Here is a 24,506-nt window from a genome sequence, read left to right on the forward strand (position 1 = left end):
AGGGCGAGGGTCCTCGCCCTCGTCTCGCTCAACCTGACTGTCCGTTTCCGGTGAAGGTGACCGACTCCCGGCGGATCTGATCGGCGATGTGAGCAGTGCTGCGGTAACTGATCAAAAGATCCTGCTGTTGCGGCGGGTGGCTCTGTCCACTCCTGGAGAGAATCTTCAGAGGACCTCGGCGCCCAAGGCGATGGCGAAGCCCCCGCCGGCCTTGCGCCGAACGTGCCGACGGTGGCTCCGTTGCCGATCTGGTCGGCGAGCGCCTGAGCCTTGGCGGTATTGCGGCTCATGAGCAACTGGCGCTGCTCCTGGACGTCGACAACGCCATCCCTTCAGATGGTGAGGACTAGCTTGCCCCGGAGGTGACCGGCGTCGAGCAGCCGGTGCGCGTCGGCGACGCGCTCGAACGGGAACGTCTCCTGCACGTGGACCCGGAGCCTGCCCCGTTCGACGAGGTCGACGAGACCGCGCAGGGCGACCGGATCGGGGTCGACCGCGATGCCGCTGAATCGCATGCCGGCCGCCTCGTACTTGGCGACGAGCTCCGCATCCCCCTCGGCGACCGCCGTCACCAGGTGACCGCCCGGGCGGAGCACTTCGAGCGACCGCTCGACGGTGTCACCGCCGATCGTGTCGAGCGCGAGATCGATGTCGCGGACCACCTTGGTGAAGTCGACCGCCGTGTAGTCGATCACCTCGTCGGCGCCGAACCCCTCGACGAACTCCCGCTTGCTCGCGCCGGCGGTCGCGATCACGTGCGCGCCGAGCGCCTTCGCGATCTGGACCGCGACGTGGCCGACCCCGCCACCACCGCCGTGGACCAGGACGCGGTCGCCCTCGGTCACGCCGCCGAGGTCGACGAGGCCCTGCCACGCCGTAAGGCCGACGACCGGCAGCGCCGCCGCCTCGACGTGCGAGAGCGACGCCGGCTTGCGTGCCAGGTGCAACGCCGGCGCCGACACGACCTCGGCGTACGCGCTCGCCGCCCGCGGGAACAGCGGCATCCCGAACACCTCGTCGCCGGGCCTGAACCGATACGTCAGCGACCCCTCCTCGACCACGCCGCTGATGTCCCAGCCGAGGACGAACGGCGGCCGGCCGAGCAGCGGGGGGAACTCGCCTGCGCGCAGGAGCGCCTCTATAGGGTTCAGCCCGATCGCCTTGACGCGGACGAGAACCTCGGTCGGGAGGGGCTGGGGCTCCGGCGCGTCCACGATGGTGAGCACCTCGGGACCGCCGAGCTTCTGCTGGGTGATGACTCGCATGACTCTCCTGGCTTTGAAAGGGGGGGAGAGAATCCAGGCTAGATTTCCGACAGGAACCAGCAGGTACCTTTGGCGCCATGAGCGGTTTCGGTCCCGGTGATCCCTTTCTCGCCGACTGTCCGGCGCGTCTGACGGTCGAGCTCATCGCCGACAAGTGGACGGCGGTCGTGCTCTACGGCCTCAGCGAGGGCCCGGTGCGCCATGGCGAGCTGGTCGAGCTGATCGGCGGCATCTCCCGCAAGATGCTCACCCAGACGCTCCGCCGGCTCGAGGCGCACGGACTCATCCGCCGCCACGCCTACGCCGAGGTGCCGCCCCGCGTGGAGTACGAGCTCACCCCGCTCGGGGCGACGCTGATCGATCCGATCCACATGCTGACCGAGTGGGCGAGGGCGAACGGCGACGCGGTGCTCGACGCGCTCGACGCCGATCCCGAGCCGGTCGCCCCCGGCGACTGAAGGCCGGTTACGAATCGTGGAAGGGGCGCCGGCGGCGCAGGGTCTGAGTACCTCATGCGTCCGCGATATGAGTATCCGGACGGCTGTGGTGGACGGGAAGTTGACGTTTGATCAGGGCATGAACACACCGACGTCCCAGTCGACGCACATGGCCCAAGAGACAGGCGCCGCCGACCGCACTCGCCTCTGGTCCGTGCTGTCCGCCGTCCTCTTCCTGCCCGCGGCGCTGGCAGTCGGCGCGCTGGCCTTCTCCTCCGACCAGGCGGGGCGCTGCCTGACGTATGGGGAGCAGTGCGGCTCGTCGCTGCCGGAGTGGCTGTTCGTGTTGTGCCTCGGCATGGGCGGTGCGACGTTTCTCGTTGCTCTGGTCGCGTCCTCGGTACGGGTGCGGCGGATGGCGCTCGGTGTGCAGCTCTCGGCGGAGTCCATGGCGCTGATGGTGATCCTCAGTCACATGTGACACGCGCAGCCCTTCCCTCACCCCTCGCCGACTCAGGGAGCTGAGCGCCCGCCACGGCACCCGCACCACGCTCTCAGGCTCATGACTCGGCACCGTTTCGGCCGCCGCTCGCGGAGAGTTGTCCGCGAACTCCCCCGGAATTGTCCTTGATCGGTAACGGGCGCATCCTTCCGGCGCTGCTCATCGTCCCCCCTGGTGGGTCGCAAGTGACCAGGGGATCGGCGAGAGACAGTACGCAAAGGGGCGGACATGGCACGGCACGGCAACGGGCGTGGCTGGTACGGCAAGATGATCGGGGCAGCGCTCGGCGTGACGCTCCTCGCCACCGGTGCCTCGGTGTGGACCGCACAGGCCGGTACCGACTCGTCCCCCAAGGCGGACGCCCCGGCCACGTCGAACGTCAAGCCGGTCACGGCGACCATCGCGCACGCCTCGGACAAGGGCAAGCAGGGCGTCAACATCACCATCGACGACGGCCCCGACCCCGTGTGGACCCCGAAAGTCCTCGACCTCCTGAAGGAGTACGGGGTGAAGGCCACGTTCTGCATGGTGGGGACGCAGGCGCAGGCCCACCCGGACCTCGTGAAGAAGGTCGTCGCGGACGGGCACCGGCTGTGCGACCACACGGTGTCGCACAACACCGCCATGGACAAGGACTCCCAGACCTACCAGTCGAAGCAGATAGTCGACGCCGAGCGCATGATCACCAAGGCGTCCGGGGGCGTACGGCCCATGTACTACCGGGCGCCCGGCGGGGCGTTCACCCCGTACAGCCGCAAGCTCGCCGCATCCCACGGCATGCGCCCGCTGGGCTGGAACGTGGACACCAAGGACTTCGAGCGCCCGGGTACGGACGCCATCGTCGCCACCGTCCAGCGGGAGCTGCCCAACGGCCCGACGCTCCTCTTCCACGACGCGGGCGGCGACCGCACCCAGACCGTCGAGGCCCTGCGCCGGATCCTCCCCCAGCTCAAGCAGGACGGCTACTCCTTCGGCTTCCCGGTGCGCTGAACCCCGCCGACCGACCCGCGCAGTCGGTAACGTTCCCCGGGTGGCTGTGTCTCTTCCCGACCTCGTCCGACTGCGCAAGGCCCGTGACCGGATGGACCGCGACTACGCGGAACCCCTGGACGTCCCGGCCCTGGCGCGGGCCGCCCTCATGTCCCCCGGCCACTTCTCGCGCAGCTTCCGCGCCGCCTACGGCGAGACGCCGTACAGCTATCTCATGACCCGCCGCATCGAGCGGGCCAAGGCGCTGCTCCGGCGCGGCGACCAGTCGGTGACGGAGGTCTGCATGGCGGTGGGCTGTACCTCGCTCGGCTCCTTCAGCACGCGGTTCACCGAACTGGTCGGCGAGAGCCCGAGCGCGTACCGGGCCCGCGACCACGATCACGGCGCCGCCATCCCGGCCTGCGTGGCCAAGACCCGCACCAGGCCGGTCAGAAACGGAGAAGCGAAACCCGACGCCGGTACGTAGCGTCGTACCCATGGAAATCAACCTCTCCCAGTGCTTCATCGCCGTCGACGACCACGACAAGGCGCTCGCCTTCTACCGCGACGTGCTCGGCCTCGAAGTGCGCAATGACGTCGGTTTCGAGGGGATGCGCTGGGTGACCGTCGCCTCGCCGTCGCAGCCGGACGTGGAGATCGTCCTCGAACCGCCGCTCGCCGACCCGAACGCCTCGGCCGCCGACCGGCAGGCCGCGGCCGAACTCCTCGCCAAGGGCATGCTGCGCGGCGTCATCTTCCGGACCACCGACATCGACGCCACCTTCGAGCGGATCCGTGCCGCGGGCGGCGAGGTGCTGCAGGAGCCGATGGACCAGCCGTACGGCGTCCGCGACTGCGCCTTCCGCGACCCGTCAGGGAACATGCTGCGGTTCAACCAGCCGCGCGAGAAGTAGGGGCGGCTACACCACCCACGCCCCGTCCCGCATGAGGACCCTGCCGCTCTGCTCGTGCACGCCTCGCCAGGCCCGCACCACGCGCGGCGTCACGCGCAGATACAGGAACGGTGCCTCCTCCTCGCGCGGGTCCCAGCCGAACTTTCCGGCGAATCCCTCCGCGGCCTCCCGCGGCACGTCACGGGCCGGGAAGCACTCCGCCTCGCCCTGTACGAGCACCACGTCGGAGGTGTCCGGCAGCGCGAGGCGCACCCGTGGCTCCGCCCGCGCGTTGCGGGCGGTCACGGAGGCCTCACCGGTGCACAGCCACACGGCCCGGCCGTCCCAGTGGAACCACAGGGGCACCTGGTGCGGGCCGTGCTCCGGATGAGCCGTCGACAGCCATATGTCCCGTTCCCTGTCGAGGCGTGCCAGCGTCTCGCGCCTGCGCTCGGGGCCTTCGCGACGAACTGTCTCCGTGGGACTGACGATCTCCGTGTTCCGCATGAACGCCGACACTAATCAGCGCCCCCGAAGCGCGCATGGGGCGCAGGTCCTACTCCCAGCGACCGATGCCCACGCCCCCGGGAGGGAGGGAGGTCGAGTGTGACCAATCTGCAACAACGGGGGAAAGATCCGTAAATCCATGGGCATGATTGGTCGTCATCATGTCCTGGTTTCACGGGCTTCGGCCCGGACCTTGGGGGGACCCATGAACAGGCCGCTGCGTCGCGTAGCCCTCTTCTGCGGGGTGCTCATGCTCGCCCTGCTCCTGCGCGCGAACTGGGTGCAGTTCATCGAGAGCGACTCGCTGGCGAAGGACGAGAAGAACAGGCGCGTCCAGATCGAGGCCTTCTCCCACCCCCGTGGCGACATCATCGTGGGAGGCAAGCCGGTCACCGGTTCGAAGGAAGTCAGCGGCACCGACTTCAAGTACCAGCGGGTCTTCAAGAACGGCCCCATGTACGCACCGATCACCGGCTACTTCTCGCAGGCCCAGGGCGCGACCTTCCTGGAGGGCGTCGAGAACGACGTGCTCAGCGGCGACGACGACCGCCTCTTCATCCGCCGCACCCTGGACATGCTGACCGGCGAGAAGCGCCAGGGCGGCGACGTCATCACGACCATCGACCCCAAGGCCCAACGGGCCGCCTACCAGGGCCTGGTGGACCTGAACGCCCGGGGCGCGGTCGTCGCGCTCGACCCGCGCTCCGGGAAGGTCCTCGCGATGGCGAGCACCCCCTCGTACGACCCCTCCGTCTTCGCCGGTATCTCGGGCGAGGAGGGCAAGAAGTTCACGAAGCTCCGCAAGGACAAGGACCAGCCGCTCTCCAACCGGGCGCTGCGCGAGATCTACCCGCCCGGCTCCACCTTCAAGATCCTCACCGCGGCGGCCGCCCTCGACCACGGCGTGATCGACGACATCGACGAGCCGACCGGCGCCGAGGCCCCGTACAAACTGCCCCTCAGCTCGACGACGATCGGCAACGACGTGCCGGGCGCCCCCTGCGACAAGGCCTCCCTGAAGGTCGGCATGCAGTGGTCGTGCAACAACGTCTTCCTCGACACCGCACTCAAGGTCGGCGACGACGACATGCGCGAGACGGCGGAGAAGTTCGGCTTCAACAAGCAGCAGTTCATCCCGGTGCGCTCGTCCGCGAGCAGCTATCCGGACGACCTCGACAAGCCGCAGACCGCGCTCACCGGCATGGGCCAGGGCAGCCTGACCAGTACCCCGATGCAGATGGCGATGGTCGCGGCGGGCATCGCCAACGACGGCGAGGTGATGAAGCCGTACCTGGTCGAGGAGTTGCGCGGCCCGGACCTCTCGGCGATCGAGAAGGGCAAGCCGAAGACCCTCGACCAGGCCGTCTCCGAGGACACCGCGGGCAAGGTGCAGGAAATGATGGAGAACACCGTCGAGGAGGGCACGGCGAACAAGGCGAAGATCGACGGCGTCACGGTCGGCGGCAAGACCGGCACAGCCCAGCACGGCTCGAACGTCAACGACGAGCGGCCGTACGCCTGGTTCGTCTCCTACGCCAAGCAGGACGACGGCTCGTCGCCGGTCGCGGTCGCCGTGTTCGTCGACCCGAAGGACATGGACATCCCGCGCTCGGAGATCGCCGGCGGCAAGCTCGGGGCGCCGATCGCGAAGGCGGTCATGGAAGCGGTGCTCAACGACTGAGCCCGTCAGCCCCTCAGCCCCTAGCCCTCCAGCAGCCGTCCCGCCAACCGCTCGATGCGGGCGTGCCAAGCCGCGAGTGCCTCGTCCGTGGCCACCGCACCGTCGAAGGGGCCGGTCTGCGTGAGGACGAGCCGGGTGCCGTAGCCCGTGCCATCGCCGAGCTCCCAGCGCACCTCACCCTTGGGATGCACGGCGTACGTGAGCGACGCCGGGGCCCGCAGCGCGGTGACCGGGCCCGCGGAGACGCCGTCCGCCAGGAAACCGTCGGGGGCCGTGTCGCCCTCCAACGGCTCCTCGCCCGCACACAGTTCGGCCCACACCGCGTCCGCCGACCGCACCAGCTGACGCTCGAAGCGGATGCCGCCGTCGGTGATCTGCCCGTGCCCCAGGTCGAACTGCTCCAGATACGCCTCGTGCAGCTCGCCCGCGTCCCGGCTCACCTCGGCCTGCCCGCCGTCCAGGAACTGGCCGAGCGCCGAGATGCACAGCTGCCAGCCCGCGGCGAAGCTCGGGGCGCCGAAGCGGTCGCCGAAGGTGTGGACGAGGGTGAGCAGCGAGCCGCGGCCGTCGGGTCCTTCCGGGGTGATCTCCCAGCGCAGGTGGTCGTCGCCCCAGCTGAAGGCGAAGAGGCGGGGCTCGTCGGCGTCGGTGACCTCGCCGGTCATGCCGGGGCCCTCGTCGCCGGGGAAGTGGAAGCCCATCGCGCCGCCGGGCCGCAGCTCCAGGGTCACCTCGGAGGGGAACCACTGGGCGAGGTGCTCCGGCCGGGTGATCGCGGCCCAGACCTTGGCGGGCGGGTGCGCGAGGCGGCGCTCCATCCGCAGGACGCTTCGGCCGCCTTCCTCGTCGGGGCCGAGGGTGTCGGAGTGCGGGTTCATGAGAAGTCACCGTCCATGTTCATCAGGACTCACCGTCCATGACGTCGAGGTGCCGTTCGAGGGCGTCGATCCTGCCCGCCCAGAGGTGCCGGTAGTGCGCGAGCCACGCGTCGAGCTCGGCGAGGGGCTCGGGCCGCAGCTCGTACCAGCGGCGCTGCCCGTCCTGCCGCACCTTCACGAGACCCGCGTCGCGCAGGACCCGCAGATGCTTGGACGTGCCGGGCTGGCTCAGACCGAGCCGCTCGGTGAGCTCACCGACCAAATGGGGCCGCTCGAGCAGCAGATCGAGGATCTTCTGGCGGCTGGGCTCGGCAAGCACGTCGAACGGTATGGGCACACCTCGAACATACACCGCTGGCTATATAACCGCAAAGGCATGTGAGAAGCGTTCGGCGCCCCCGCTCACGCTTCCCACGGCAGCGGCCTGCTGTGCAGCACGTCGAGCCGGGACACCGCCCTGGTCAGGACCACGTAGAGGCGGCTGGGTCCGCGTCGTTCCGCCTCCGCGATGGCGGCGGGCTCGACGGCCACGACATGGTCGTACTCCAGGCCCTTCGCCACGGACGCGGGCAGCACCGTCACCCGCGCACCCAGGTCGTCCGGGCCCGCGCTCTCGATGCCCGCCGCGGTGAGGGCGTCGCGCAGGCGGGCAGTGCCGGCGTCGGCGGCGATGACACCGACGGAGCCCTCGCGGGTCAGCGCGGCGCGCACCGCGTCGACGGTGGCGGCGCCCAGATCCCGTACCTCCTGGATCCTCAACTCACCGTCCCCGCGCAACGATCGAGCGGGCGGTACGTCGACGTCGAGCGAGGCCAGGACGCGATTGGCGAGCCCCACGACCGCCTTCGGAACGCGGAAACCGATGGTCAGAGGGGTGACGGAGGCGTCGGGTTTGCCGAGGTGGGCGAGGAGTTCGGGCCAGCCGCGGGCGGCCCACGGAGTGGTGCCCTGGGCGAGGTCGCCGAGGACGGTGAGCGAGCCGAAGTCCGCGCGGCGGGCGATCACGCGGGCCTCCATCGGGGAGAGGTCCTGGGCCTCGTCGACGACGATGTGGCCGTAGCCTTCGGGCCGTTCGAGCAGCCCCGCGATCTCGTCGAGCAGGACCAGGTCGGCGGCGGACCACTTCGCCGACTTGTACGAGCGCGGGGGCCTGGTCCAGCGGATCGCGCGCTGCTCGTCGGCGTCGAGGATGCCGTCGGCCGCGGTGGCGAGGGCCTGCGGGTCCGCGAGCAGCGCCGCGAGCACCTCCTCCGGCTTGACCTTGGGCCAGGCCTCTTCGACGAAGGCCGAGACGGAGCGGGCCCGGGAGACCTTCTGCAGCCAGGTGTTGTTCACGGGGCCCGCGCGGCGCTCGGCCTGCTCCTGGATGTACCGGACGGCACGCGTACGCACCCGCTCACGGCCGACGGCGTACGGGGGTTCCTCGGCGCGTACGTCCGCGATGATCCGCTCCAGGTCGTCGAGCGCGACCCGCCAGGTGTACGAACCGTCCGGCACCGAGATGGAGTTGGCGGGCGGCGCGACGCGCGAGTAGAGCGCGCGGCGCAGGACGGCCGCCATCCGGGCGTCGTGCTTGACGCCCGCCGCGGTCTCGTCGTCCTGGGCCCGCACGGGGGCCGCGGTCCTGGCGATCTCGTCCGCGACGGTGGACTGACGCACGCCGGTCTCGCCGAGGGAGGGGAGCACCTCGGCGATGTAGCGGAGGAAGGTGCGGTTGGGGCCGAGGATGAGGAGTCCGGCGCGCTGTACTCGCTGGGGGTGGGTGTAGAGGAGGTACGCGGCGCGGTGCAGGCCGACGGCCGTCTTGCCGGTGCCGGGGGCGCCCTGGACGCAGACGGACGCGGTGAGTTCGCCGCGGACGAGGTCGTCCTGCTCGGGCTGGATGGTGGCGGCGATGTCACGCATGGGGCCGACGCGGGGGCGTTCGATCTCTCCGGCGAGAATGCGGCTGCCTTGCGCGGGCTCCGCTCGCGACGCGGGTGGGGTGTGTGGTGCGCCTGCGGCCAGCGGCTCGTCCTCCAGGCCCGTGAGATCGACGGAGTCGCCCTTGCTGCCGGGCGCCCAGCCGAAGCGGCGGCGGACGGCGACGCCTTGGGGATCGCGGGCCCCGGCCTGGTAGAAGGCGCGGGAGACGGGGGCGCGCCAGTCCACGACGAGGGGCGGGGCCGAAGGGTGTTCGGTGATGCGGAGACGGCCGATGTGGTAGCTCTGCCCGCGGTGATCACCGGCCGCGTCGGCTTCCGGGCCATCGGCGGCGAAGTCGAGACGGCCGAAGAAGAGCGGGGCCTCGGGGAGTTCGCGCATCGATTTGGCGTGGCTGCGGAACTGGTAGCCGAGGACTTCGGCGTCGGCGCCGGACGCGGAGACGTCCGCTCCGTTGACGACCTGCTCCTCGGCGCCGTCGACCATTCCGGTGAGGGCGGTGCGGCAGGTGTCGTGGTAGCGGCGTTCCAGGGGCAGGGCTTCGTCGAGTCGCGTCATGTCGTCGAGAATAATGTAACTCAGTTAAATTTGTTACCGAGAATCAAAGATGGGTAAGCTCCCGCCATGACGGACGAAGAAGTGGGCACCGCCACCCGCACGGGCGCCAGCACCAGCACCAGCACCAGCACCGCCCCCGACACCGGCGGCCCCGGCCTCCGCGAGCGCAAGAAGCAGCGGATGTACCAGGCGGTCTCCGACGCGGCGATCGCGCTCTTCCTGGAGAAGGGCTTCGAGAAGGTGCCAGTCGCGGAGGTGGCGGCAGCCGCCGACATCTCCAAGCCGACCCTCTTCCGGTACTTCCCCACCAAGGAGGACCTCGTACTCCACCGGTTCGCCGACCACCTGGACGAGGCCGCCCGGGTCGTCGCCGCGCGCCCCGCGAAGCGCTCCCCCTTGGACGCCCTGCAGCGCCACTTCCTCGACGGCCTGGAGCGACAGGACCCGGTGACGGGCCTGTGCGACAACGTCCACGTACTCGCCTTCCACCGACTGCTGTACGGAACGCCGTCGCTGGTGGCGCGGCTGTACGGGTATCAGGAGCGGTCGGAGAAGGCGCTGGGGGACGCGCTGAGCGGCACGCGGGGCGATGGAGCGCCGGACGGGGACGCGCTCGCCGCGCGCCTGGCCGCCGGCCAGATCATCGCCGTACAACGCATCCTCGCCCTGGAGAACTGGCGCCGGATCGACGCGGGCGAGACGGCGGAAGCGGTGTGGCCGGACGCGGTGGTGGCGGCGAACCGGGCGTTCGGGCAGCTGCGGTCGGGGTTGACGCACTACGCGTGAGGGCCCCCGGAGGGGCAGCCCCCTGACCTCGACTCACCCCGGCCCCCGCCCTACGCCTCGCCCGAACCCTCCACCATCACGGCCACCCCGTCGAGCACCCGGCCGATCCCGAACTCGAACTCCGTGTCCTCGGCGTCCGCGACGTCGAGGACCCCCGACGCGATGGTCCGCCGCAGCGACGGGAACCTCTCGGGGGCGGTCGAGGTCAGGGCGGCGATGGTGCGCGCGTACCGCCGCATCACCTCGTCGGGCTCCCGACCCTCCGCTTTCATGGCCGCGTCCAGATCCGCCATGAGCGTGACCTCGTTCCGCACGAACCCGCCCACCAGCATGAGAACGGAGAGCTTCCAGCCCTCCTCCAGACCGCTGCCGTCGAGCGCCGCGAGCCCCTGCTCCATCCACTCCAGGTAGTGGGGCGACGCGGGCGGCGAAGTGATGGGGATCCGCACGAGCCACAGGTTGCGCCGGAAGACGTCACGCTGGGCCCGCGCCCACCACTCCAGGCGCGCCCGCCACCCCGCGACGTCCGACGGCATCTCGGGCGGCGGCCCCGTAGCGGCGTCCTGCATGAGGACGTACAGCTCGTCCCGGGAAGAGACGTACCGGTAGAGGGACATCGGCGAGACGCCGAGCGCCTTGGCGACCCGCCCCATGGAGACCGCGCCGATCCCCTCCGCCGCGGCGATGGCGACGCCCGCGTCGACGATGCGGGCGAGGCTCAGCCCCGGCTTCGGCCCCTTCGACGGGCGCTCGCGCAGCCCCCAGGCCGTTTCGAGGGTCGCGGAAAGCCCCGTGCCCCCCACAGCCTCGCCCGCATCCGTACCCGCATCCGCACCTTCACCGTCCGCCGCCATGATCCGCCGTTACCTCCTCCTGAGCTGCCGCACTTGACGCACATCGTAGTTCTGCGTAACCCTTACTCAGTAATGCGTAGACCTTACGCAATAGATTGAGGCGCGGCCATATCGCCGCCGGCCCCGGGGGGAAACCATGTCGCCCGCACCACCAGCCATCGAGGCCACAGCCCTCACCAAGACCTACGGATCCGGCGACCGCGCCGTACCCGTCCTGCGCGGCATCGACCTCCACGTCCCGCCGGGCACCGTCTTCGCCCTCCTCGGCCCGAACGGCGCAGGCAAGACGACAGCCGTCCGCATCCTCACCACGCTCACCACGCCCGACACGGGCACGGCACGGGTGGCGGGCCACGACATCCGTACGGGGCGGCGCGAGGTCCGCCGCGCGATCAGCCTCACCGGCCAGTTCGCGGCGGTCGACGAGACGCAGACCGGCGCGGAGAACCTCCGCATGATGGCGCGGCTCGCGGGCCTGCCCCGCCCCGAGGCCCGCGCCAAGGCCACCGAACTCCTGGCCCGTTTCGGCCTCACGGAGGCGGGGGACCGCCTGGTCCGCACGTACTCGGGAGGCATGCGCCGCCGCGTCGACCTGGCGGCGGGCCTGGTGGGCGACCCGGAGGTCATCTTCCTCGACGAGCCGACGACGGGCCTCGATCCGCGCAGCCGCCAGGAGATGTGGCAGGTGGTACGCGACCTGACGGCACAAGGCACGACGGTCTTCCTGACCACCCAATACCTGGAAGAGGCAGACCAACTGGCCGACCACATAGCGGTGTTGCACGAGGGAGTGATCGCGGCAGAGGGATCACCGTCGGCCCTCAAATCCCTGGTGGCCGGCCACCGCCTGGACGCGACGGTCACCACCCAGGAGGCCTACCTCCACCTCTCCCCCAGCGCCACGCACCACTCCCCCGAGACCCTGACGCTCGGCTTCCCGACGGACGGCACGGCAAGCAACGTACGAGACCTGCTTGACGAACTCGACCCGAACCGAACCGAGTTGGCGGCCTTCACGCTCCGCACAGCGACTCTGGACGACGTCTTCCTGGCCCTCACGAACCCGTCGCAGCCGAAGGGGCCGAACAGGCCGAAGGAGGGACTTACCCATGTCTGAAGCCCTGATCATGACCGGCCGCGCGATCCGCATCAGCCGCCGCAACGTGGACGCCCTGATCACCTCCATGGCGCTCCCGGTGATGCTCCTCCTGATCTTCGTCTACTTCTTCGGCGGCGCGATCAAGACGGACACCCGGTCGTACGTCATGTACGTGGTTCCCGGAGTCCTCCTGCTCTGCGCCGGATTCGGCTCGTCGAACACGGCGATAGCGGTCACGGAGGACCTGAAGGGCGGCATCATCGACCGCTTCCGCTCGCTCGACATCGGCGGCACCCAGATCCTGACGGGCCACGTCATCGCCTCGGTGGCCCGCAACCTCATCGCCACGACCCTGGTCCTCGCCCTGGCCTTCGCGATCGGCTTCCGCCCGTCGGCGACCCCCGCGGCCTGGCTCGCGGCGACGGCCGTCCTCCTGGCGTTCATCCTGGCCCTGTCCTGGCTCTCGGCAACGGTCGGCCTCCTTGCCAAGTCCCCCGAAGCGGCAGGCGGCTTCACGTTCTTCGTGAGCTTCCTCCCCTACCCGAGCAGCGCCTTCGTCCCGACCTCCACGATGCCGGGCTGGCTCAGGCCCTTCGCCGACAACCAACCGGTGACCCAGGTCATCGAATCCCTCCGCGGCCTGCTCCTCGGCCAGCCGGTGGGCTCGACACCTTGGGTGGCCCTGGCCTGGTGCGCGGGGATCCTGGCCGTCTCGGTGGGGGCTTCGGGGGTGCTGTTCAGGAGGCGGACGGCGTAAGCGGACGGAATGAGCAACCAGGAGCTCAGCGCTCCCGGCGCAGGCCCAGTGAAGCCTTCGCCGCGTCCAGCGTCATCGCGTACGAATCGACCGCGCGCCGCACGTTCGGGCTGTCCAGGGCGTCGTTCTCCAGCCGGTCCAGGTCCACATAGGCGGACCGGACGAGCTCGATCCAGCGGTACACCCGCCAGTCCTGCTCCCACCCCTTGGTGTACTCGGGCGGCAGCACCCGGGCCCACCGCGCGAACAGGCGCTGCCTGATCCCGACCCGGGTCGGCGTGAGATGCAGATGGCGCACCAGGTCGTAGAGCGGATCGCCGATCATGGCCAACTCCCAGTCGATCATGGTGAGTCGGCCGCCGGACCCGGACCGCACGAGGTTCCACGGGTTGAGGTCGCCGTGGAGCAGTACGGAGGGGCGCGACGTGGTGTCGTGCCTGCCGAGGATCTCCTGCAGCCGCCACCCGTTCGGGAGCCCGCGGGAGCGGGCCTGGCGCTGGGTCTCCTTGGACAACGAGTGCACGAAGCGGACCAGTTCCGCGCTGAGCCTGCCGTAGAAACCGGTCTGCGGCGCGGCCGGATCGAGCCCCCGGTGGTCGACCCGGGTCAGTGCGTGGAGCTGGTCCACGAGGTTGTCCGCCTCGTTGGGCAGCAGACCGTGGACAGGGTGGTTCGGCGGCTGCTCGCCGACCGGCGGGCCTTCGTAGGAATGGACGGCGAACAGGTCGCCCCGGCCGCTGATCCCCAGGGCGAGGATCTTCGGCGCGCTGACCCCGGCCTGCGATTTCTCGATGGCGGCGAGTACGGCGTGTTCGCTGAGGAACCCGCCCTCCTGACGCGGCGCCGCACCTGCCTTGCGCCTCACCACGACGGGCCGCTCGACCCCGTCCACGCGCACTACGGTGTTGAGATGGGCCGTGCCCTTGAACACCCGGTGCTGCTGTGCGGCGCCCTCCGCGGCCAGCGCCTTAAGGACGGCGGTCCGGGGGAAGTCGGGGCGCTCCGGCACGCGTTCGTCGGGCTGCCAGGAAAGAGTGGACACGGGCCCCGAGCCGTCGGCCGGTGCGGCGGCGTGCCGGCTCTCGATCCGGGCCGCCTGCCACCGGAAGAGCGCGCGCTCGACCACGTTCACATCGGGCAGCCGTGTGAGACCGAGGGGTTTCTCCGCCGCGTGCAGGCACTGGCGTACGGATTCGGCGGCCGCGCCAAGACGTGTGCTGTCGAGCGTCTCCCCCAGGGAACCCGCCGCCCTCATCACCTCCAGATGGACGGCACGGACCTGTTCGAGGGCGATGTAGCTCCGGACATCCGCCCTGACCCTCTTCACGGCCGCGGGCCTCCGCCTGCTCATGGCGGAGGCCCAGGCGTCGATCACCTCCGGCCACTGGAATTCGGGATACCGCATGCGCACCAGATGAGACGCCAGGTCGTAGGCAGGATCGCCGTAGGTCGCCTGAGACCAGTCGAGGCCCACCGACTTCACCTGCTGATCCCGGTTGTACGGGTTCCTGTCGTACGGGAGGAGGACCGTGGCCCGGCACAGGTCCGTGTGCAGGAGGCTGTACGGGCGCCGCGCCATCGAGGGCGACCGGTCCGCGCACTGGACCAGGGCGTCAGGGCCGATTCCGAACGCGTCGAAGAGACCGCCGAATTCGGCCCGAACCGGCTGTACGTCGCGCTCGTGCGTGTGCCGGGCGATGTCCCGCAGGAACCCCCTGCTGTCCCTCTCGTCGTGCGGCCAGCCGCCGACGGGGAGCAGCAGTGACTCCTTGCGCACCAGAGCCAGCTGGGCGAGCAGTTCGGCGAAGGCCTTGATCAGCTGCGAGTCGACCGGCTTCCCGTCCTCGGGGGTTGCCAGGTGGCGGTCCGGCAGCTCGGGGAGCACGGGGCGGCGGCGGACGTCACGGAAGACCAGGGATCCGTTCACCCAGGCGCTGATCGACACGTGCTGCTCCTGATGCTCGCCCGCGTACACGAAATGGCCGCACAGCCTTAATTACGCACACTCTTCCACGCGGCGCGAGGGCAGCACACGGGCGAGAGTAGCCAAGGACGTGACGCGCTATGTAACGCGCCCATCCGCCGGGCGTTACTCGGCGAACAGGACGAGAAACACCCGCGGGGCGGTGTCGGCGCAGTGCCGCCGTCGTGCCGCCGTCGTGCCGGGGGCCGTGTCAGCCCTGTGCGCGAAGGATCTTGAGAACGGGTTCGAGCGACCTCACGATGTGCTCGGGCCTGACACCCGCCTCCTGCAACAGCTGCGCCTTGTGATCGGTACGCGCGTAGCCCAGGAAGCTCACTCCGGCCCGCCCCGCGGCTTCGTGGTCCGTGGGGGCGTCGCCGATCATCAGCGCCGTGGAGGGGGCGGCGCCCATGGCGTTCAGGGCGCGGTTGATGCAGTGCGGGTGGGGTTTGAGCAGATCGAGGTTCTGGGTCCGGCCGTAGATGTGCGGGGCGAAACAGTGTGTGAGGTTGCGCGATTCGAGATATCTCGTCACCGCACGCGCGGAATTGTTGGTGGTGACGGCGAGCCGGGTGTCGGTATTGACCCAGGTCTGGATCACGGGGTCGGCGTACGGCGTGGGATACGCGGTCACCGTCGCCGTCAGCTCCTCCTGAGTGAGCTGCTCCTCGATCTCGGTGATCAGATCGCTGCCGGGGTGCCTGGCGGCGACGGCGCGCATGACGACCTGCGGGTCCACCTCGGCCCGCATCCCCTCGGACAGCAGACCGTGCAGGCCCCGCTCCCCGAACCCGCGCAACATGCTCGCCGCGATCCGCTCGGCCTTGTGCCGCGCGAACAGCTGGCAGATGGGCCCGTCGAAGTCGAAGAGCACGAAGCGGGCGCGAACGACCAGCTCTCGCAGATTCTCGATCTCTTCTGTCATCTGTTCGGTCTGCGTCGTGTCAGGAGTCACTAAGAGAGTGTCAGGTCCGTCGCGATGGTTGCCCAGAGTGCGTCGAACCATTTCTGGGACTCCTCCACGAAGGCGGCGTCCCGGGGGGCTGCGCTTCTGTCGAAGGAGAACAGGGGCGACTTCAGCCCCGAGACGTCGAACGCCTCCATCTCCGCACTGCCGAGGTCCAGCGTGCTGCGCTCGATCGTGTAGTAGGCGAGGAGCGCCTCCCGCTGGTTGAGCAGATAGAGCTTGACCGGCGGCGTGAACGGCACTGCGCGGAACGACACGTCGACGTCGATGCCGTGCGAGGCGCGCAGCACCCGCAGGTTGTGGCGCAGGACCTGTCCCTGGGTGTTGCGCAGTGCGAGCCAGCGCCGGTGGACCCTGCCGTCCTCGTCTCCCTGGCCGTCGACCGCCCTGGGGAACGCCAGGTTGATGTCGCTGCTGGGCAGCAGGATGCGGACGTTGATCGATTCCGGGTGGATGAGTCCCTCGTGGATGCGGCGCAGGGGTTCACCGAGCGCGAGGATCAGCGTCTCCGCCGTGTAGGACACCACGTCGATCCGCACCTGAGGCTCCGCGAAAGCCGCCGCGAGCCGTGGCGCGAGGCCGACCATCGAAGCCTGCGGCTCCTCACCCGCCGATGTCGACACCGGGGGTTCCGCCGCGATCCGTGGCGGGCTGCCCTTGCTCACGTTGGCCAGGAGGCCGTCGCTCTGCAGCGTCTTCAGCGCTTGCCGTACCGTCCCCCGTTCCACACCGAACTCCTCCGCCAGCACCGCCTGTGTGGGGAGCCGGTCGCCCGGCTTGAGGTCACCGGAGCGGATGCGGTCACGAAGGATGTCTGCGATGTCCTGGGGAGTGAGCTTTCTGCTGCCGTTCACTGCAACGTTCTCCTGGGTCACAACCAGACGATACAACTCCTCGCCATCTCAGGGCAGTTGTCTTGAAGTTGTTTATGTTGCGGGACCAAGAGGGGACAACTCAAGTGAAGTTGGTTGCCAACTCATTTGAGATGGCAGAAGGGGGAACCATCATGGACGTCCTCGCCCTCCTCGCCGCCTTGTCCACCGTCGGCTTCGAGCAGTTCGTGCAGTGGCGGTACGGGCCCACGGGCGTCGTCGGACTGCTGCTCCTGACCGTCGGAATCAAGACGAAGAGCCCCACCTGCAGCTCCATCGGCGCGGTCGTGCTTGCGCTGGTGATGACCGGGCCCGCGATCTAGCCCTGCGCCAGTTCCAGGTCCTGGCTGATCGTGTCCCAGAGCGCGTTGAACCAGAGACGGGACTGCTCCACGAACGTCGTGTCCCGCAGCCCGGCTCCCTGGTGGAAGGGGAAGAGCATCGACTGCGCGCCCTGGGCGTCGTACATCTCCAGGTACTCGTGGTCGATCTCCTCGCTCTGCCTCGCGAGGGTGTAGTACGCGAAGAGTGCCTCGGAGCCGTTGAGCAGATACAGCTTCACCGGCGGCGTGAACGGCAGCGCACGGAACGAGACTTGTACGTCGATGCCGTGCGAGGCTCGCAGCGCGAGGAGGTTGTGGCGGAGTACCTGACCCTGTGCGTTCCGCTGGTCCAGCCAGTTTCTGTGCACGTGGCCGTCCTCGTCGTCCCCGCTGTCCACCGGCGCCGGAAAGGCGAGGTCGATGCTGCGGCTCGGCAGCAGTACCCGGACGGTGACCTTGGCCGGTTTCCGCTCTCCGGCGTGAATCTGGCGGAGTGGCTCCCCGATCGCCATCGTGAGCGAGACGGAGGTCAGGCAGAGTGCGTCGATCTCCACATGGGGGGCCTCGAACGCGGCGGTGACGCGCGGGGCGAGGCCGACCATGGTGGGCTGCGGCTTGACGCCACAGGGCCCGGACGCTCCCTGCCCCGAGGGTTCGGCGACCGTGGCCGGGCTGCCCTTGGACACGTTCGCCAGCAGGTTCTCGCCCTGCAGGGTGCGCAGCGCCTCACGTACCGCGCCGCGCTCTACGCCGAACTCGTCGGCCAACTCGGCCTGAGTCGGCATGCGTTGGCCGGGCCGCAGCGACCCGGACCTGATCCGGGCGCGGAGCTCGTCGGCCACCTCGTGGTGAGACCTGTGCGGCCTCTTCATTCCCTTGACAGGGACAGGTTCCGTGCTCACAACCAAACGGTACAACTTCGGGCCAACTTTGGGGAGTTGCTGTGAAGTTGCTCAGAAGGTGGTTATTAATCGAGCCATCGCGGAGATAACTCAGATGAAGTTGGCGGCCAACTTAAGCAGCCTGGCAGGAACCCTGAGGGGTTGGCGGCCGGCGGTTGCCCATCGGATGGCCATCGACCGAGTAGGACAGGGCTCGCCGCCCCGTCCCGAAAGGGGGAGTGTCATGCCGCTCATCGCCATTGCCATCGCCGCCCTCGCCATCGGATTCGAGCAACTCGTCCAGTGGAAGTACGGACCGATGGGGATCGTCGCCTTCGTCCTGCTGACGGTGGGCATCAAGGCCAAGAGCACCGGAATCAGCGGCGTGGGGGCTGCGCTCCTCGTCCTGCTGCTTGCCCAGTCGGGCTGACAGAGCTGGCTGACCGGGTTCTCCCATCCGGAGGGGAGCCGGGAGCCCGGTCAGTCAACGATCCGGGGGGAGAGGGGGAGACGGGGGCACGGGGGACACGGGGGAGGTCGCGGGCGGCGGCTAGAACGCCGCCCGGATCTCCCCCACCTCGGTGGGGCCGCCGAGCAGGGGCGCGTGGCCGACGCGGGTGAGTACATCCGCCTCCACGCCCGCAAGGCGCAGCGCACGGGCCAGGACGGGGCCCAGGGCCCGTATCCCTCCGTCGTCCACCTTGAAGGCCAGCGCACGGCCGTCCGGCAGCGCGAACGCCTGGACCGCCTCGGCGCCCATCTTGGAGAGCGCACCGGGGATCTCCCGCATGAGCCACGTGTCGGGTCGGCGCGTGCCTGCGACGTACTCGGGGTGGGCCCGCATCGCGTCCGCGACCCGGCGCTCCGCCGTCCCCTCGGGGGCGAGGACGAAATGGCGGAAGGCGCGGGCGAGGCCGGTCAGGGAGATCGCCATCAGCGGGGCGCCGCAGCCGTCCGTGCCGACCGCCGCCACCTTCTCCCCCGCCGCTTCCTCGACCACCTTCAGGATCAGCTCCTGCAGGGGGTGCTGCGGGTCCAGGTAGGAATCCGTGGGCCAGCCGTTGAGCGCGCACACCGCCAGCATCGACGTGTGCTTGCCGGAGCAGTTCATCGTGACCCGGTCACGAACGGCACCCGCTGCCAAATATGTCTCGGCCTCGACCGCGTCGAGCGGGAGGTCGGGCGGGCACTGCAGGTCCGCCGCCGTCAGGCCGTGCTCGGCCAGCATCTTCTGTACGAGGTCCCGGTGGAACCCCTCCCCGGAGTGGCTCGCCGCCGTGAGCGCGAGCCGCTCGCCCGACAGGTCGAGCCCCGCCCGCAGCACGCCGGCCGCCTGCATCGGCTTGTTCGCGGACCTCGGGAAGACAGGGGCACTCACGTCCCCCATCTCCAGCTCCACACTGCCGTCCGCCGCGAGCAGCACCAGGCTTCCCCTGTGACGGCCCTCGACGAAGCCGGAACGTACGACCTCGGCGAGGACCGGGGGTATGGCCGTGGGTATGGCAGGGGTGGCGACGGACTCGGCGGACGTCGAGGTCATCTTCGGCCTTCCGGGGCGGGGGGTGGCGTGACGTCCGCCCGCGAAAGCCGGGATCACCGGGTCAGGCGAGCAGGTCGTCTACTTGTGCTTCGCCTTCACGGTACCTGCGGGCGATCTCCGCGCTGCAATCGTCCGCCGTGCGCTGGAGCTGCTGGCGGCGCCGGGAAACCTGCTGTTCGTAGCGGGTGAGCCGCCCCATGGCCGTGTGCAGCTCGTCGTCCGTACGGGCGTCCAGGTCGGAGAGCTCGACCTCCGCGAGCATCTCCGTGGCAAGCAGGCCGTACTCCGCGCTGTGCGGCGTGCCGAGCGTCACATGCCGGGCCGACGAGCGATGCCGGGCGGGGCCGTCCGTGAGGATCTCGGAGAGCCGCAGCACGAGCGGCCCCTCCGGCCCCGGCGCCGTCGGGTTCTTACGGCGCGCGACCTCGGCCCGCAGGATGTCGATCCGCCCCTGGAGGAGACGCCGGACATAGCTCAGGTCCGCCTCGTTCTGCTGCGCGTTCCTGCGCACCTCACGCAGCTCGCGCAAGAGCAGCGTGGCCAGGTCGCGCTCGGGCTGCTCGGACAGCACCGCACCGCCCGTGCGCTGCACGGGAGGCCGCGGCACGTTCGCACGCCGTGCGGCGCTCATGCGGGTCAGCGACACAGATCCGGGCGACTGTCCCGTACTTGGTGTGCTCATGTGGCTCTACCGTCCCCTCGACCGGCGCGGTACACCGCGTGTGAGCATGGTGCCACCCCGAGTGGCCGCTATGTGAGCGAGTGCCCCCAATCGGCCCCAGATGGGGGTTTCCGGACACTCCCGTGGGCGGCGCATCCGGCGCAGCTCGGCCGTACGGAGCAGGCATGATGGGCCATATGCGTGCTGTGGTGCAGAGGGTGGACGGAGCGAGCGTCGTCGTCGAGGGCGAGAGCGGCCCCGAGACGGTCGGCGAGATCAGCGGCGAAGGGCTGTGCGTCCTGGTGGGGGTGACCCACGAGGACACCAAGGAGAAGGCGGCCCAACTGGCCCGCAAACTCTGGTCCGTTCGGATGCTGGCCGACGAGAAGTCCTGCTCGGACATTGACGCGCCGCTGCTTGTCATCAGCCAGTTCACGCTGTACGGCGACGCGAGGAAGGGCCGTAGGCCCACCTGGAACGCCGCCGCGCCCGGCGATGTCGCCGAGCCCCTGGTGGACGAGGTCGTCGCCCAACTTCGGTCGCTGGGCGCGACCGTGGCGACGGGGCGCTTCGGCGCACAGATGCGGGTGTCGTTGACTAACGACGGGCCGTTCACTGTGCTTTTGGAGATGTGACGGGCCAAGACTGAACCGCCGCTTCGCGGCGGGTTTTTTCCCGCCCGCCCGATTGCCCCGCGTCCCTCGGCCTCTACGGCTCGACCACGACCTCCTGCGAAGCCGCCACCGACCCCGCGAGCAGCCCCGCGTCCAGTGACACGTTCCGCTTCACCAGGGCCAGCGCGATCGGGCCCAGCTCGTGGTGGCGTACCGCCGTCGTGATGAAGCCAAGCTTCCGGCCCTCCTCGCCCTCCGAGGCGAGGCGCAGCTCCGTGCCCGCCACCGGCAGGTGGACCTCGCTGCCGTCCAGGTGGAGGAAGACCAGGCGGCGCGGGGGCTTGCCCAGATTCTGGACGCGGGCGACCGTCTCCTGGCCGCGGTAGCAGCCCTTCTGCAGATGCACCGCCGTGCCGATCCAGCCGAGCTCGTGCGGGATCGTGCGGTGGTCCGTCTCGAAGCCGAGCCGCGGCCTGTGCGCCTCCACGCGCAGCGCCTCGTAGGCGAGGATGCCGATCGCGGGGCCGTTCTCGTCGGCGTACGACTCGAGGGACGCACGCGGCAGGAACAGATCGCGGCCCTGCGGCGTCTCGCGTACGACGGCACCCTCCGGGACCGCGGTGATCGAACCTGCGGGCAGGTACACGAGCGCGAACTCGTCCGTGCGGTCGGCGACTTCGACCCGGTTGAAGAACTTCATGCTCTCCAGGTACGCGACAAGGGCGTCCTGCGTGCCGGGCTCGACGTGCGCCCACACCGTCTCGCCGTCGTCGACGAGATAGAGGGCGTGCTCGATGTGGCCGTTCGCGGAGAGGATCAGCGCCTCGGTGGCCTGCCCGACGGGCAGCTCGGTCACGTGCTGCGTGAGCAGCAGGTGCAGCCAGCTCAGCCGGTCGGGTCCGGAGACGGTGACGACGCCGCGGTGCGAGAGGTCGACGAAACCGGTGCCGTCGGCGAGGGCGCGCTGTTCACGGAACAGATCGCCGTAGTGGGCGGCGACGCCTTCGTCCACGCCCTCGGCGGGGACGGCGCCGGGCAGGGACAGGAGGGGGCTCTTCATGTTCACCCACACTACGACCCGGCAGCAGGCGTTCTTATTCCTTGGCGCTCTTACTGTCCTCGGCGCGGTCCTCGGTGCGGTCCTCGGCGTCCTTGCCCGAGCAGTTCTCGCAGCGCCCGAAGATCGCGAAGTGCTTCAGGTCCGTGTCGAAGCCAAACGTGTCCCGCAGCTTGGCGGTGAACTCGGCCGCCACGGAGACATCGGCCTCGATGACGTTCGTACAGTCCCGGCACACCAGATGCATGTGGTGGTGGCGGTCCGCCAGGTGGTACGTCGGCGCACCGTGACCCAGGTGCGCGTGGCTGACGAGACCCAGCTCCTCAAGGAGCTCCAGGGTCCGGTACACCGTGGAAATGTTGATCCCCGACGCCGTCTTCCGCACTTCGCAGAGGATGTCGTCGGGGGTCGCGTGCTCAAGGGCGTCGACGGCTTCGAGGACAAGCTGACGCTGCGGCGTCAGCCGGTAGCCGCGCTGTCGCAGGTCGCTCTTCCAGTCGAAGTCGGTGCTTGCCACACCTCGGAGTCTAGGCCTACTTGAAGAAAGCGATGCCGTCGTCCGGCAGATCGCCCAGGCCCCTGGCCATCTCGGCGACGTCCTCGGGCGAGACGACCTTCTTCAGCTGTGCCGACATGTACGGGCGCAGCGGCACCTCGGGGGTCTGCTTCTCGCCGACCCACATCAGGTCGCCCTTCACGTACCCGTACAGGCGCTTGCCGCCGGTGTACGGGCCGGAGGCGGCCGTGCGGGCCACCGCGTCCGTGACGATGTCGATCTGCGGCTTCTGGTCGGCGAGCTCGCCGTACCAGACCTCGACGACGCCGTCGTCGCGGACCATCACGGTCTCGACCTTGCGGTCCTTGTCGATGCGCCAGAAGCCCGACTCGGACTCCAGCGGCTTGACCTTGTTGCCATCGGCGTCGAGCACCCACGTGTGCGAGTGGTACTCGATGAAGTCCCGCCCGTCGTGGGAGAAGGACACTTCCTGACCGAAGTTCGCCTTCTCGGCGCCGGGGAAGTCGGTGACGCCCGCGCCGGCCCAGTTGCCGAGGAGCCAGACGAGGGGCACGAGGTCGGGGTGCAGGTCGGACGGAATCTCGATCATGGGATGCTCAGACGATCTCTAGGTGGCGTACGGGGCCTACGGGCGTACGGGGCTCAGCGCTGACCCTGGTACAGCTTCTTCACGGAAAGGCCGGCGAACGCGAGAACGCCGACGCAGACCAGAACCAGCAGGGCGGAGAAGAAGGCCTCAAGCACGGGGTGCTCCTCGGTGAGCTATGGGGTGAGCTATTGGGGCAGGTATCAGAGCCGCTCCCACTGTAGTCGTGCGCGCCCCGCGCCTCTCTGCGAGGTGGCCTTTCGGGTGGCGTCATGAGTGGCCTTACGATCTGGCCATGGCGAAGAAGCTCGTGATCAAGGTGACCGCAGGGGCCGACGCGCCCGAGCGCTGCTCACAGGCGTTCACCGTGGCGGCCGTGGCCGTGGCCAGCGGAGTGGAGGTCTCGCTCTGGCTGACGGGAGAGTCCGCGTGGTTCGCGCTGCCGGGGCGCGCGGCGGAGTTCGAGCTGCCGCACGCGGCGCCGCTGCCCGATCTGATCGACTCGATCGTGGCCGCCGGACAGATCACCCTCTGCACACAGTGCGCGGCGCGCCGCGAGATCACCGAGAAGGACGTGATCGACGGGGTACGGATCGCGGGCGCACAGGTGTTCGTACAGGAAGCCATGGCGGACGGCACGCAGGCACTCGTCTACTGACGGCACGCAAGCACTCGTCTACGGAGCACCCCGGTCGTACGCTGGACGTATGTTCGCGCGACGTCGCCATGCGTACTTCGCCATGATGGGCACGTGCATCGCCCTCTTCGTCCTGGCGTGGGGCGTCGTGCGGCTCTGGTCCATTCCCGTCGCCGTCGGGATGTGCGTGGTGGCGATGGTGATCCCGCCCCTGGCCGCCATCGTGGCCAACCGGCGCGGGCCCGAGGACCGCTGGTGGGACGACCCTTCGGGGGACTCGAAGTCCGACGAGTGGTGGGACGAGCTGGACGGCAAGCACCGGCGATAGCGACGGCAAGCACCGGCGGTAGCGACGACAAGCACCACCGACAGCCGAAAGACCGCACCCCGTACCAGTGGCGTCCAACCCCCTGGGGTGCGGCCCTTCAGCCGTCAGTGACCTGCTGTCGTCAGACCGTCAGGCCTTCAGACCGCGATAGCGACCTCCGCGAGGCCGCCCGTCTGCGCCACGACCGTACGGTCGGCCGTGCCGCCCGGGATCAGGGCGCGCAGCGTCCACGTGCCCTCGGCCGCATAGAAGCGGAACTGGCCGGTCGCCGAGGTCGGGACCTCGGCGGTGAACTCGCCGGTCGAGTCGAGCAGGCGCACGTAGCCGCTGACGGGTTCGCCGTCGCGGGTCACCTGGCCCTGGATGGTGGTCTCGCCGGGCTTGATCGTCGAGGCGTCGGGTCCGCCGGCCTTCGCTCCACACATATGCGTTCTTCCTTAACTGGTCACTG

General features: G+C 69.6%; 29 protein-coding genes and 1 pseudogene. 14 read left to right on the forward strand and 16 right to left on the reverse strand.

What is annotated here, in order from left to right; translation table 11 throughout:
• Positions 1 to 332 precede the first annotated feature (332 nt).
• The gene (locus ACFQ7F_RS28730) at positions 333 to 1,265 is read right to left on the reverse strand and encodes an NADP-dependent oxidoreductase (protein ID WP_383276114.1); all 933 of its coding nucleotides are present in this window, start codon (positions 1,263 to 1,265) and stop codon (positions 333 to 335) included.
• 77 nt (positions 1,266 to 1,342) lie between these two features.
• Here ACFQ7F_RS28730 and ACFQ7F_RS28735 point away from each other — a divergent pair, with 77 nt between their 5' ends.
• From ACFQ7F_RS28735 to ACFQ7F_RS28755, 5 genes are all read left to right on the forward strand, one after another.
• Positions 1,343 to 1,723: a winged helix-turn-helix transcriptional regulator gene (locus ACFQ7F_RS28735; protein ID WP_383276117.1), complete on the forward strand. Its 381-nt coding sequence runs from the start codon at positions 1,343 to 1,345 to the stop codon at positions 1,721 to 1,723.
• 118 nt (positions 1,724 to 1,841) lie between these two features.
• Complete coding sequence (locus ACFQ7F_RS28740; protein WP_383276120.1) at positions 1,842 to 2,183, forward strand: hypothetical protein; 342 nt, start codon at positions 1,842 to 1,844, stop codon at positions 2,181 to 2,183.
• Positions 2,184 to 2,432: 249 nt separating this feature from the next.
• Entirely contained in the window at positions 2,433 to 3,194 is a 762-nt protein-coding gene (locus ACFQ7F_RS28745; protein WP_383276123.1) for a polysaccharide deacetylase family protein, read from the forward strand.
• A gap of 46 nt (positions 3,195 to 3,240) precedes the next feature.
• Positions 3,241 to 3,660 carry a helix-turn-helix transcriptional regulator gene (locus ACFQ7F_RS28750; protein ID WP_383276229.1) on the forward strand — a complete coding sequence of 140 codons (420 nt, stop codon included), beginning with the start codon at positions 3,241 to 3,243 and terminating at the stop codon, positions 3,658 to 3,660.
• 10 nt (positions 3,661 to 3,670) lie between these two features.
• Positions 3,671 to 4,087 carry a VOC family protein gene (locus ACFQ7F_RS28755; RefSeq protein ID WP_383276126.1) on the forward strand — a complete coding sequence of 139 codons (417 nt, stop codon included), beginning with the start codon at positions 3,671 to 3,673 and terminating at the stop codon, positions 4,085 to 4,087.
• Positions 4,088 to 4,093: 6 nt separating this feature from the next.
• Here the strand turns inward: ACFQ7F_RS28755 and ACFQ7F_RS28760 are convergent, their stop codons facing one another.
• Entirely contained in the window at positions 4,094 to 4,573 is a 480-nt protein-coding gene (locus ACFQ7F_RS28760) for a pyridoxamine 5'-phosphate oxidase family protein (RefSeq protein WP_383276129.1), read from the reverse strand.
• Between the two features lie 205 nt (positions 4,574 to 4,778).
• On the opposite strand from ACFQ7F_RS28760, the gene ACFQ7F_RS28765 reads away from it, so the two are divergent.
• On the forward strand, positions 4,779 to 6,254 hold the full coding sequence (locus ACFQ7F_RS28765; protein WP_383276132.1) for a peptidoglycan D,D-transpeptidase FtsI family protein: 1,476 nt from the start codon (positions 4,779 to 4,781) through the stop codon (positions 6,252 to 6,254).
• Between the two features lie 20 nt (positions 6,255 to 6,274).
• On the opposite strand, the gene ACFQ7F_RS28770 is transcribed toward ACFQ7F_RS28765, so the two are convergent.
• The 3 genes from ACFQ7F_RS28770 to ACFQ7F_RS28780 all read right to left on the reverse strand — a co-directional run bounded on the left by ACFQ7F_RS28770 (position 6,275) and on the right by ACFQ7F_RS28780 (position 9,613).
• Positions 6,275 to 7,132 (reverse strand): SRPBCC family protein, encoded by an 858-nt coding sequence (locus ACFQ7F_RS28770; RefSeq protein ID WP_383276135.1) that lies wholly within the window; start codon positions 7,130 to 7,132, stop codon positions 6,275 to 6,277.
• 22 nt (positions 7,133 to 7,154) lie between these two features.
• Positions 7,155 to 7,469 (reverse strand): ArsR/SmtB family transcription factor, encoded by a 315-nt coding sequence (locus ACFQ7F_RS28775; protein WP_383276138.1) that lies wholly within the window; start codon positions 7,467 to 7,469, stop codon positions 7,155 to 7,157.
• A gap of 65 nt (positions 7,470 to 7,534) precedes the next feature.
• Positions 7,535 to 9,613 carry a HelD family protein gene (locus tag ACFQ7F_RS28780; protein ID WP_383276141.1) on the reverse strand — a complete coding sequence of 693 codons (2,079 nt, stop codon included), beginning with the start codon at positions 9,611 to 9,613 and terminating at the stop codon, positions 7,535 to 7,537.
• A 180-nt stretch (positions 9,614 to 9,793) separates the two neighbouring features.
• Between ACFQ7F_RS28780 and ACFQ7F_RS28785 the strand changes: the two genes are divergently transcribed.
• On the forward strand, positions 9,794 to 10,399 hold the full coding sequence (locus ACFQ7F_RS28785; RefSeq protein WP_383276232.1) for a TetR/AcrR family transcriptional regulator: 606 nt from the start codon (positions 9,794 to 9,796) through the stop codon (positions 10,397 to 10,399).
• A gap of 50 nt (positions 10,400 to 10,449) precedes the next feature.
• On the opposite strand, the gene ACFQ7F_RS28790 is transcribed toward ACFQ7F_RS28785, so the two are convergent.
• Positions 10,450 to 11,253, reverse strand: coding sequence for a TetR/AcrR family transcriptional regulator (locus ACFQ7F_RS28790; RefSeq protein ID WP_383276144.1), 804 nt, complete (start codon positions 11,251 to 11,253; stop codon positions 10,450 to 10,452).
• A gap of 136 nt (positions 11,254 to 11,389) precedes the next feature.
• On the opposite strand from ACFQ7F_RS28790, the gene ACFQ7F_RS28795 reads away from it, so the two are divergent.
• Complete coding sequence (locus tag ACFQ7F_RS28795; RefSeq protein ID WP_383276147.1) at positions 11,390 to 12,370, forward strand: ATP-binding cassette domain-containing protein; 981 nt, start codon at positions 11,390 to 11,392, stop codon at positions 12,368 to 12,370.
• On the forward strand, positions 12,363 to 13,109 hold the full coding sequence (locus ACFQ7F_RS28800) for an ABC transporter permease (protein WP_383276151.1): 747 nt from the start codon (positions 12,363 to 12,365) through the stop codon (positions 13,107 to 13,109). The genes ACFQ7F_RS28795 and ACFQ7F_RS28800 overlap by 8 nt, the downstream gene beginning before the upstream one ends.
• A 25-nt stretch (positions 13,110 to 13,134) precedes the next feature.
• Here the strand turns inward: ACFQ7F_RS28800 and ACFQ7F_RS28805 are convergent, their stop codons facing one another.
• The 3 genes from ACFQ7F_RS28805 to ACFQ7F_RS28815 all read right to left on the reverse strand — a co-directional run bounded on the left by ACFQ7F_RS28805 (position 13,135) and on the right by ACFQ7F_RS28815 (position 16,920).
• Entirely contained in the window at positions 13,135 to 15,054 is a 1,920-nt protein-coding gene (locus ACFQ7F_RS28805; protein WP_383276154.1) for a phosphotransferase, read from the reverse strand.
• A gap of 229 nt (positions 15,055 to 15,283) precedes the next feature.
• On the reverse strand, positions 15,284 to 16,078 hold the full coding sequence (locus ACFQ7F_RS28810; protein WP_383276156.1) for an HAD family hydrolase: 795 nt from the start codon (positions 16,076 to 16,078) through the stop codon (positions 15,284 to 15,286).
• On the reverse strand, positions 16,027 to 16,920 hold the full coding sequence (locus tag ACFQ7F_RS28815; RefSeq protein ID WP_383276235.1) for a GntR family transcriptional regulator: 894 nt from the start codon (positions 16,918 to 16,920) through the stop codon (positions 16,027 to 16,029). Before ACFQ7F_RS28815 ends, ACFQ7F_RS28810 begins: the two co-directional genes overlap by 52 nt.
• A gap of 125 nt (positions 16,921 to 17,045) precedes the next feature.
• On the opposite strand from ACFQ7F_RS28815, the gene ACFQ7F_RS28820 reads away from it, so the two are divergent.
• Positions 17,046 to 17,234, forward strand: coding sequence for a hypothetical protein (locus tag ACFQ7F_RS28820; RefSeq protein WP_383276159.1), 189 nt, complete (start codon positions 17,046 to 17,048; stop codon positions 17,232 to 17,234).
• Here ACFQ7F_RS28820 and ACFQ7F_RS28825 read toward each other — a convergent pair.
• On the reverse strand, positions 17,231 to 18,106 hold the full coding sequence (locus tag ACFQ7F_RS28825) for a FadR/GntR family transcriptional regulator (protein WP_383276238.1): 876 nt from the start codon (positions 18,104 to 18,106) through the stop codon (positions 17,231 to 17,233). The two genes, ACFQ7F_RS28820 and ACFQ7F_RS28825, sit on opposite strands and share 4 nt — an antisense overlap.
• 253 nt (positions 18,107 to 18,359) lie before the next feature.
• Between ACFQ7F_RS28825 and ACFQ7F_RS28830 the strand changes: the two genes are divergently transcribed.
• Positions 18,360 to 18,545 carry a hypothetical protein gene (locus tag ACFQ7F_RS28830; RefSeq protein WP_383276162.1) on the forward strand — a complete coding sequence of 62 codons (186 nt, stop codon included), beginning with the start codon at positions 18,360 to 18,362 and terminating at the stop codon, positions 18,543 to 18,545.
• A 120-nt stretch (positions 18,546 to 18,665) separates the two neighbouring features.
• Here ACFQ7F_RS28830 and ACFQ7F_RS28835 read toward each other — a convergent pair whose 3' ends face one another.
• Together ACFQ7F_RS28835 and ACFQ7F_RS28840 are read right to left on the reverse strand one after the other, a co-directional pair.
• Positions 18,666 to 19,655, reverse strand: a complete 990-nt coding sequence (locus tag ACFQ7F_RS28835) for an asparaginase (RefSeq protein ID WP_383276165.1) — start codon at positions 19,653 to 19,655, stop codon at positions 18,666 to 18,668.
• A 61-nt stretch (positions 19,656 to 19,716) separates the two neighbouring features.
• Complete coding sequence (locus ACFQ7F_RS28840) at positions 19,717 to 20,337, reverse strand: ABC transporter substrate-binding protein (RefSeq protein ID WP_383276168.1); 621 nt, start codon at positions 20,335 to 20,337, stop codon at positions 19,717 to 19,719.
• A 176-nt stretch (positions 20,338 to 20,513) separates the two neighbouring features.
• Between ACFQ7F_RS28840 and dtd the strand changes: the two genes are divergently transcribed.
• Positions 20,514 to 20,951 (forward strand): D-aminoacyl-tRNA deacylase, encoded by a 438-nt coding sequence (dtd, locus tag ACFQ7F_RS28845; RefSeq protein ID WP_383276171.1) that lies wholly within the window; start codon positions 20,514 to 20,516, stop codon positions 20,949 to 20,951.
• Between the two features lie 73 nt (positions 20,952 to 21,024).
• Here the strand turns inward: dtd and ACFQ7F_RS28850 are convergent, their stop codons facing one another.
• From ACFQ7F_RS28850 to ACFQ7F_RS28860, 3 genes are read right to left on the reverse strand one after another with little or no spacing between them, the layout of a single operon-like run.
• Positions 21,025 to 21,990, reverse strand: coding sequence for a YgfZ/GcvT domain-containing protein (locus ACFQ7F_RS28850; RefSeq protein ID WP_383276174.1), 966 nt, complete (start codon positions 21,988 to 21,990; stop codon positions 21,025 to 21,027).
• Positions 21,991 to 22,024: 34 nt separating this feature from the next.
• Positions 22,025 to 22,504 (reverse strand): Fur family transcriptional regulator, encoded by a 480-nt coding sequence (locus ACFQ7F_RS28855; protein ID WP_383276177.1) that lies wholly within the window; start codon positions 22,502 to 22,504, stop codon positions 22,025 to 22,027.
• Positions 22,505 to 22,520: 16 nt separating this feature from the next.
• A complete protein-coding gene (locus ACFQ7F_RS28860) occupies positions 22,521 to 23,093 on the reverse strand; it encodes an FABP family protein (protein WP_383276180.1) in 573 nt (190 codons plus the stop codon).
• 292 nt (positions 23,094 to 23,385) lie between these two features.
• Here ACFQ7F_RS28860 and ACFQ7F_RS28865 point away from each other — a divergent pair, with 292 nt between their 5' ends.
• Both ACFQ7F_RS28865 and ACFQ7F_RS28870 read left to right on the forward strand, forming a co-directional pair.
• On the forward strand, positions 23,386 to 23,748 hold the full coding sequence (locus ACFQ7F_RS28865; RefSeq protein WP_383276183.1) for a DsrE family protein: 363 nt from the start codon (positions 23,386 to 23,388) through the stop codon (positions 23,746 to 23,748).
• Between the two features lie 37 nt (positions 23,749 to 23,785).
• Positions 23,786 to 24,055, forward strand: a pseudogene (locus tag ACFQ7F_RS28870) (DUF3099 domain-containing protein); the annotation flags it as partial.
• A gap of 137 nt (positions 24,056 to 24,192) precedes the next feature.
• On the opposite strand, the gene ACFQ7F_RS28875 reads toward ACFQ7F_RS28870, so the two are convergent.
• The gene (locus ACFQ7F_RS28875; RefSeq protein WP_160505842.1) at positions 24,193 to 24,480 is read right to left on the reverse strand and encodes a DUF1416 domain-containing protein; all 288 of its coding nucleotides are present in this window, start codon (positions 24,478 to 24,480) and stop codon (positions 24,193 to 24,195) included.
• Between the last annotated feature and the right edge of the window lie 26 nt (positions 24,481 to 24,506).

Origin of the sequence: Streptomyces sp. NPDC056486, assembly GCF_042795295.1 — a bacterium.
Taxonomy (GTDB): domain Bacteria; phylum Actinomycetota; class Actinomycetes; order Streptomycetales; family Streptomycetaceae; genus Streptomyces.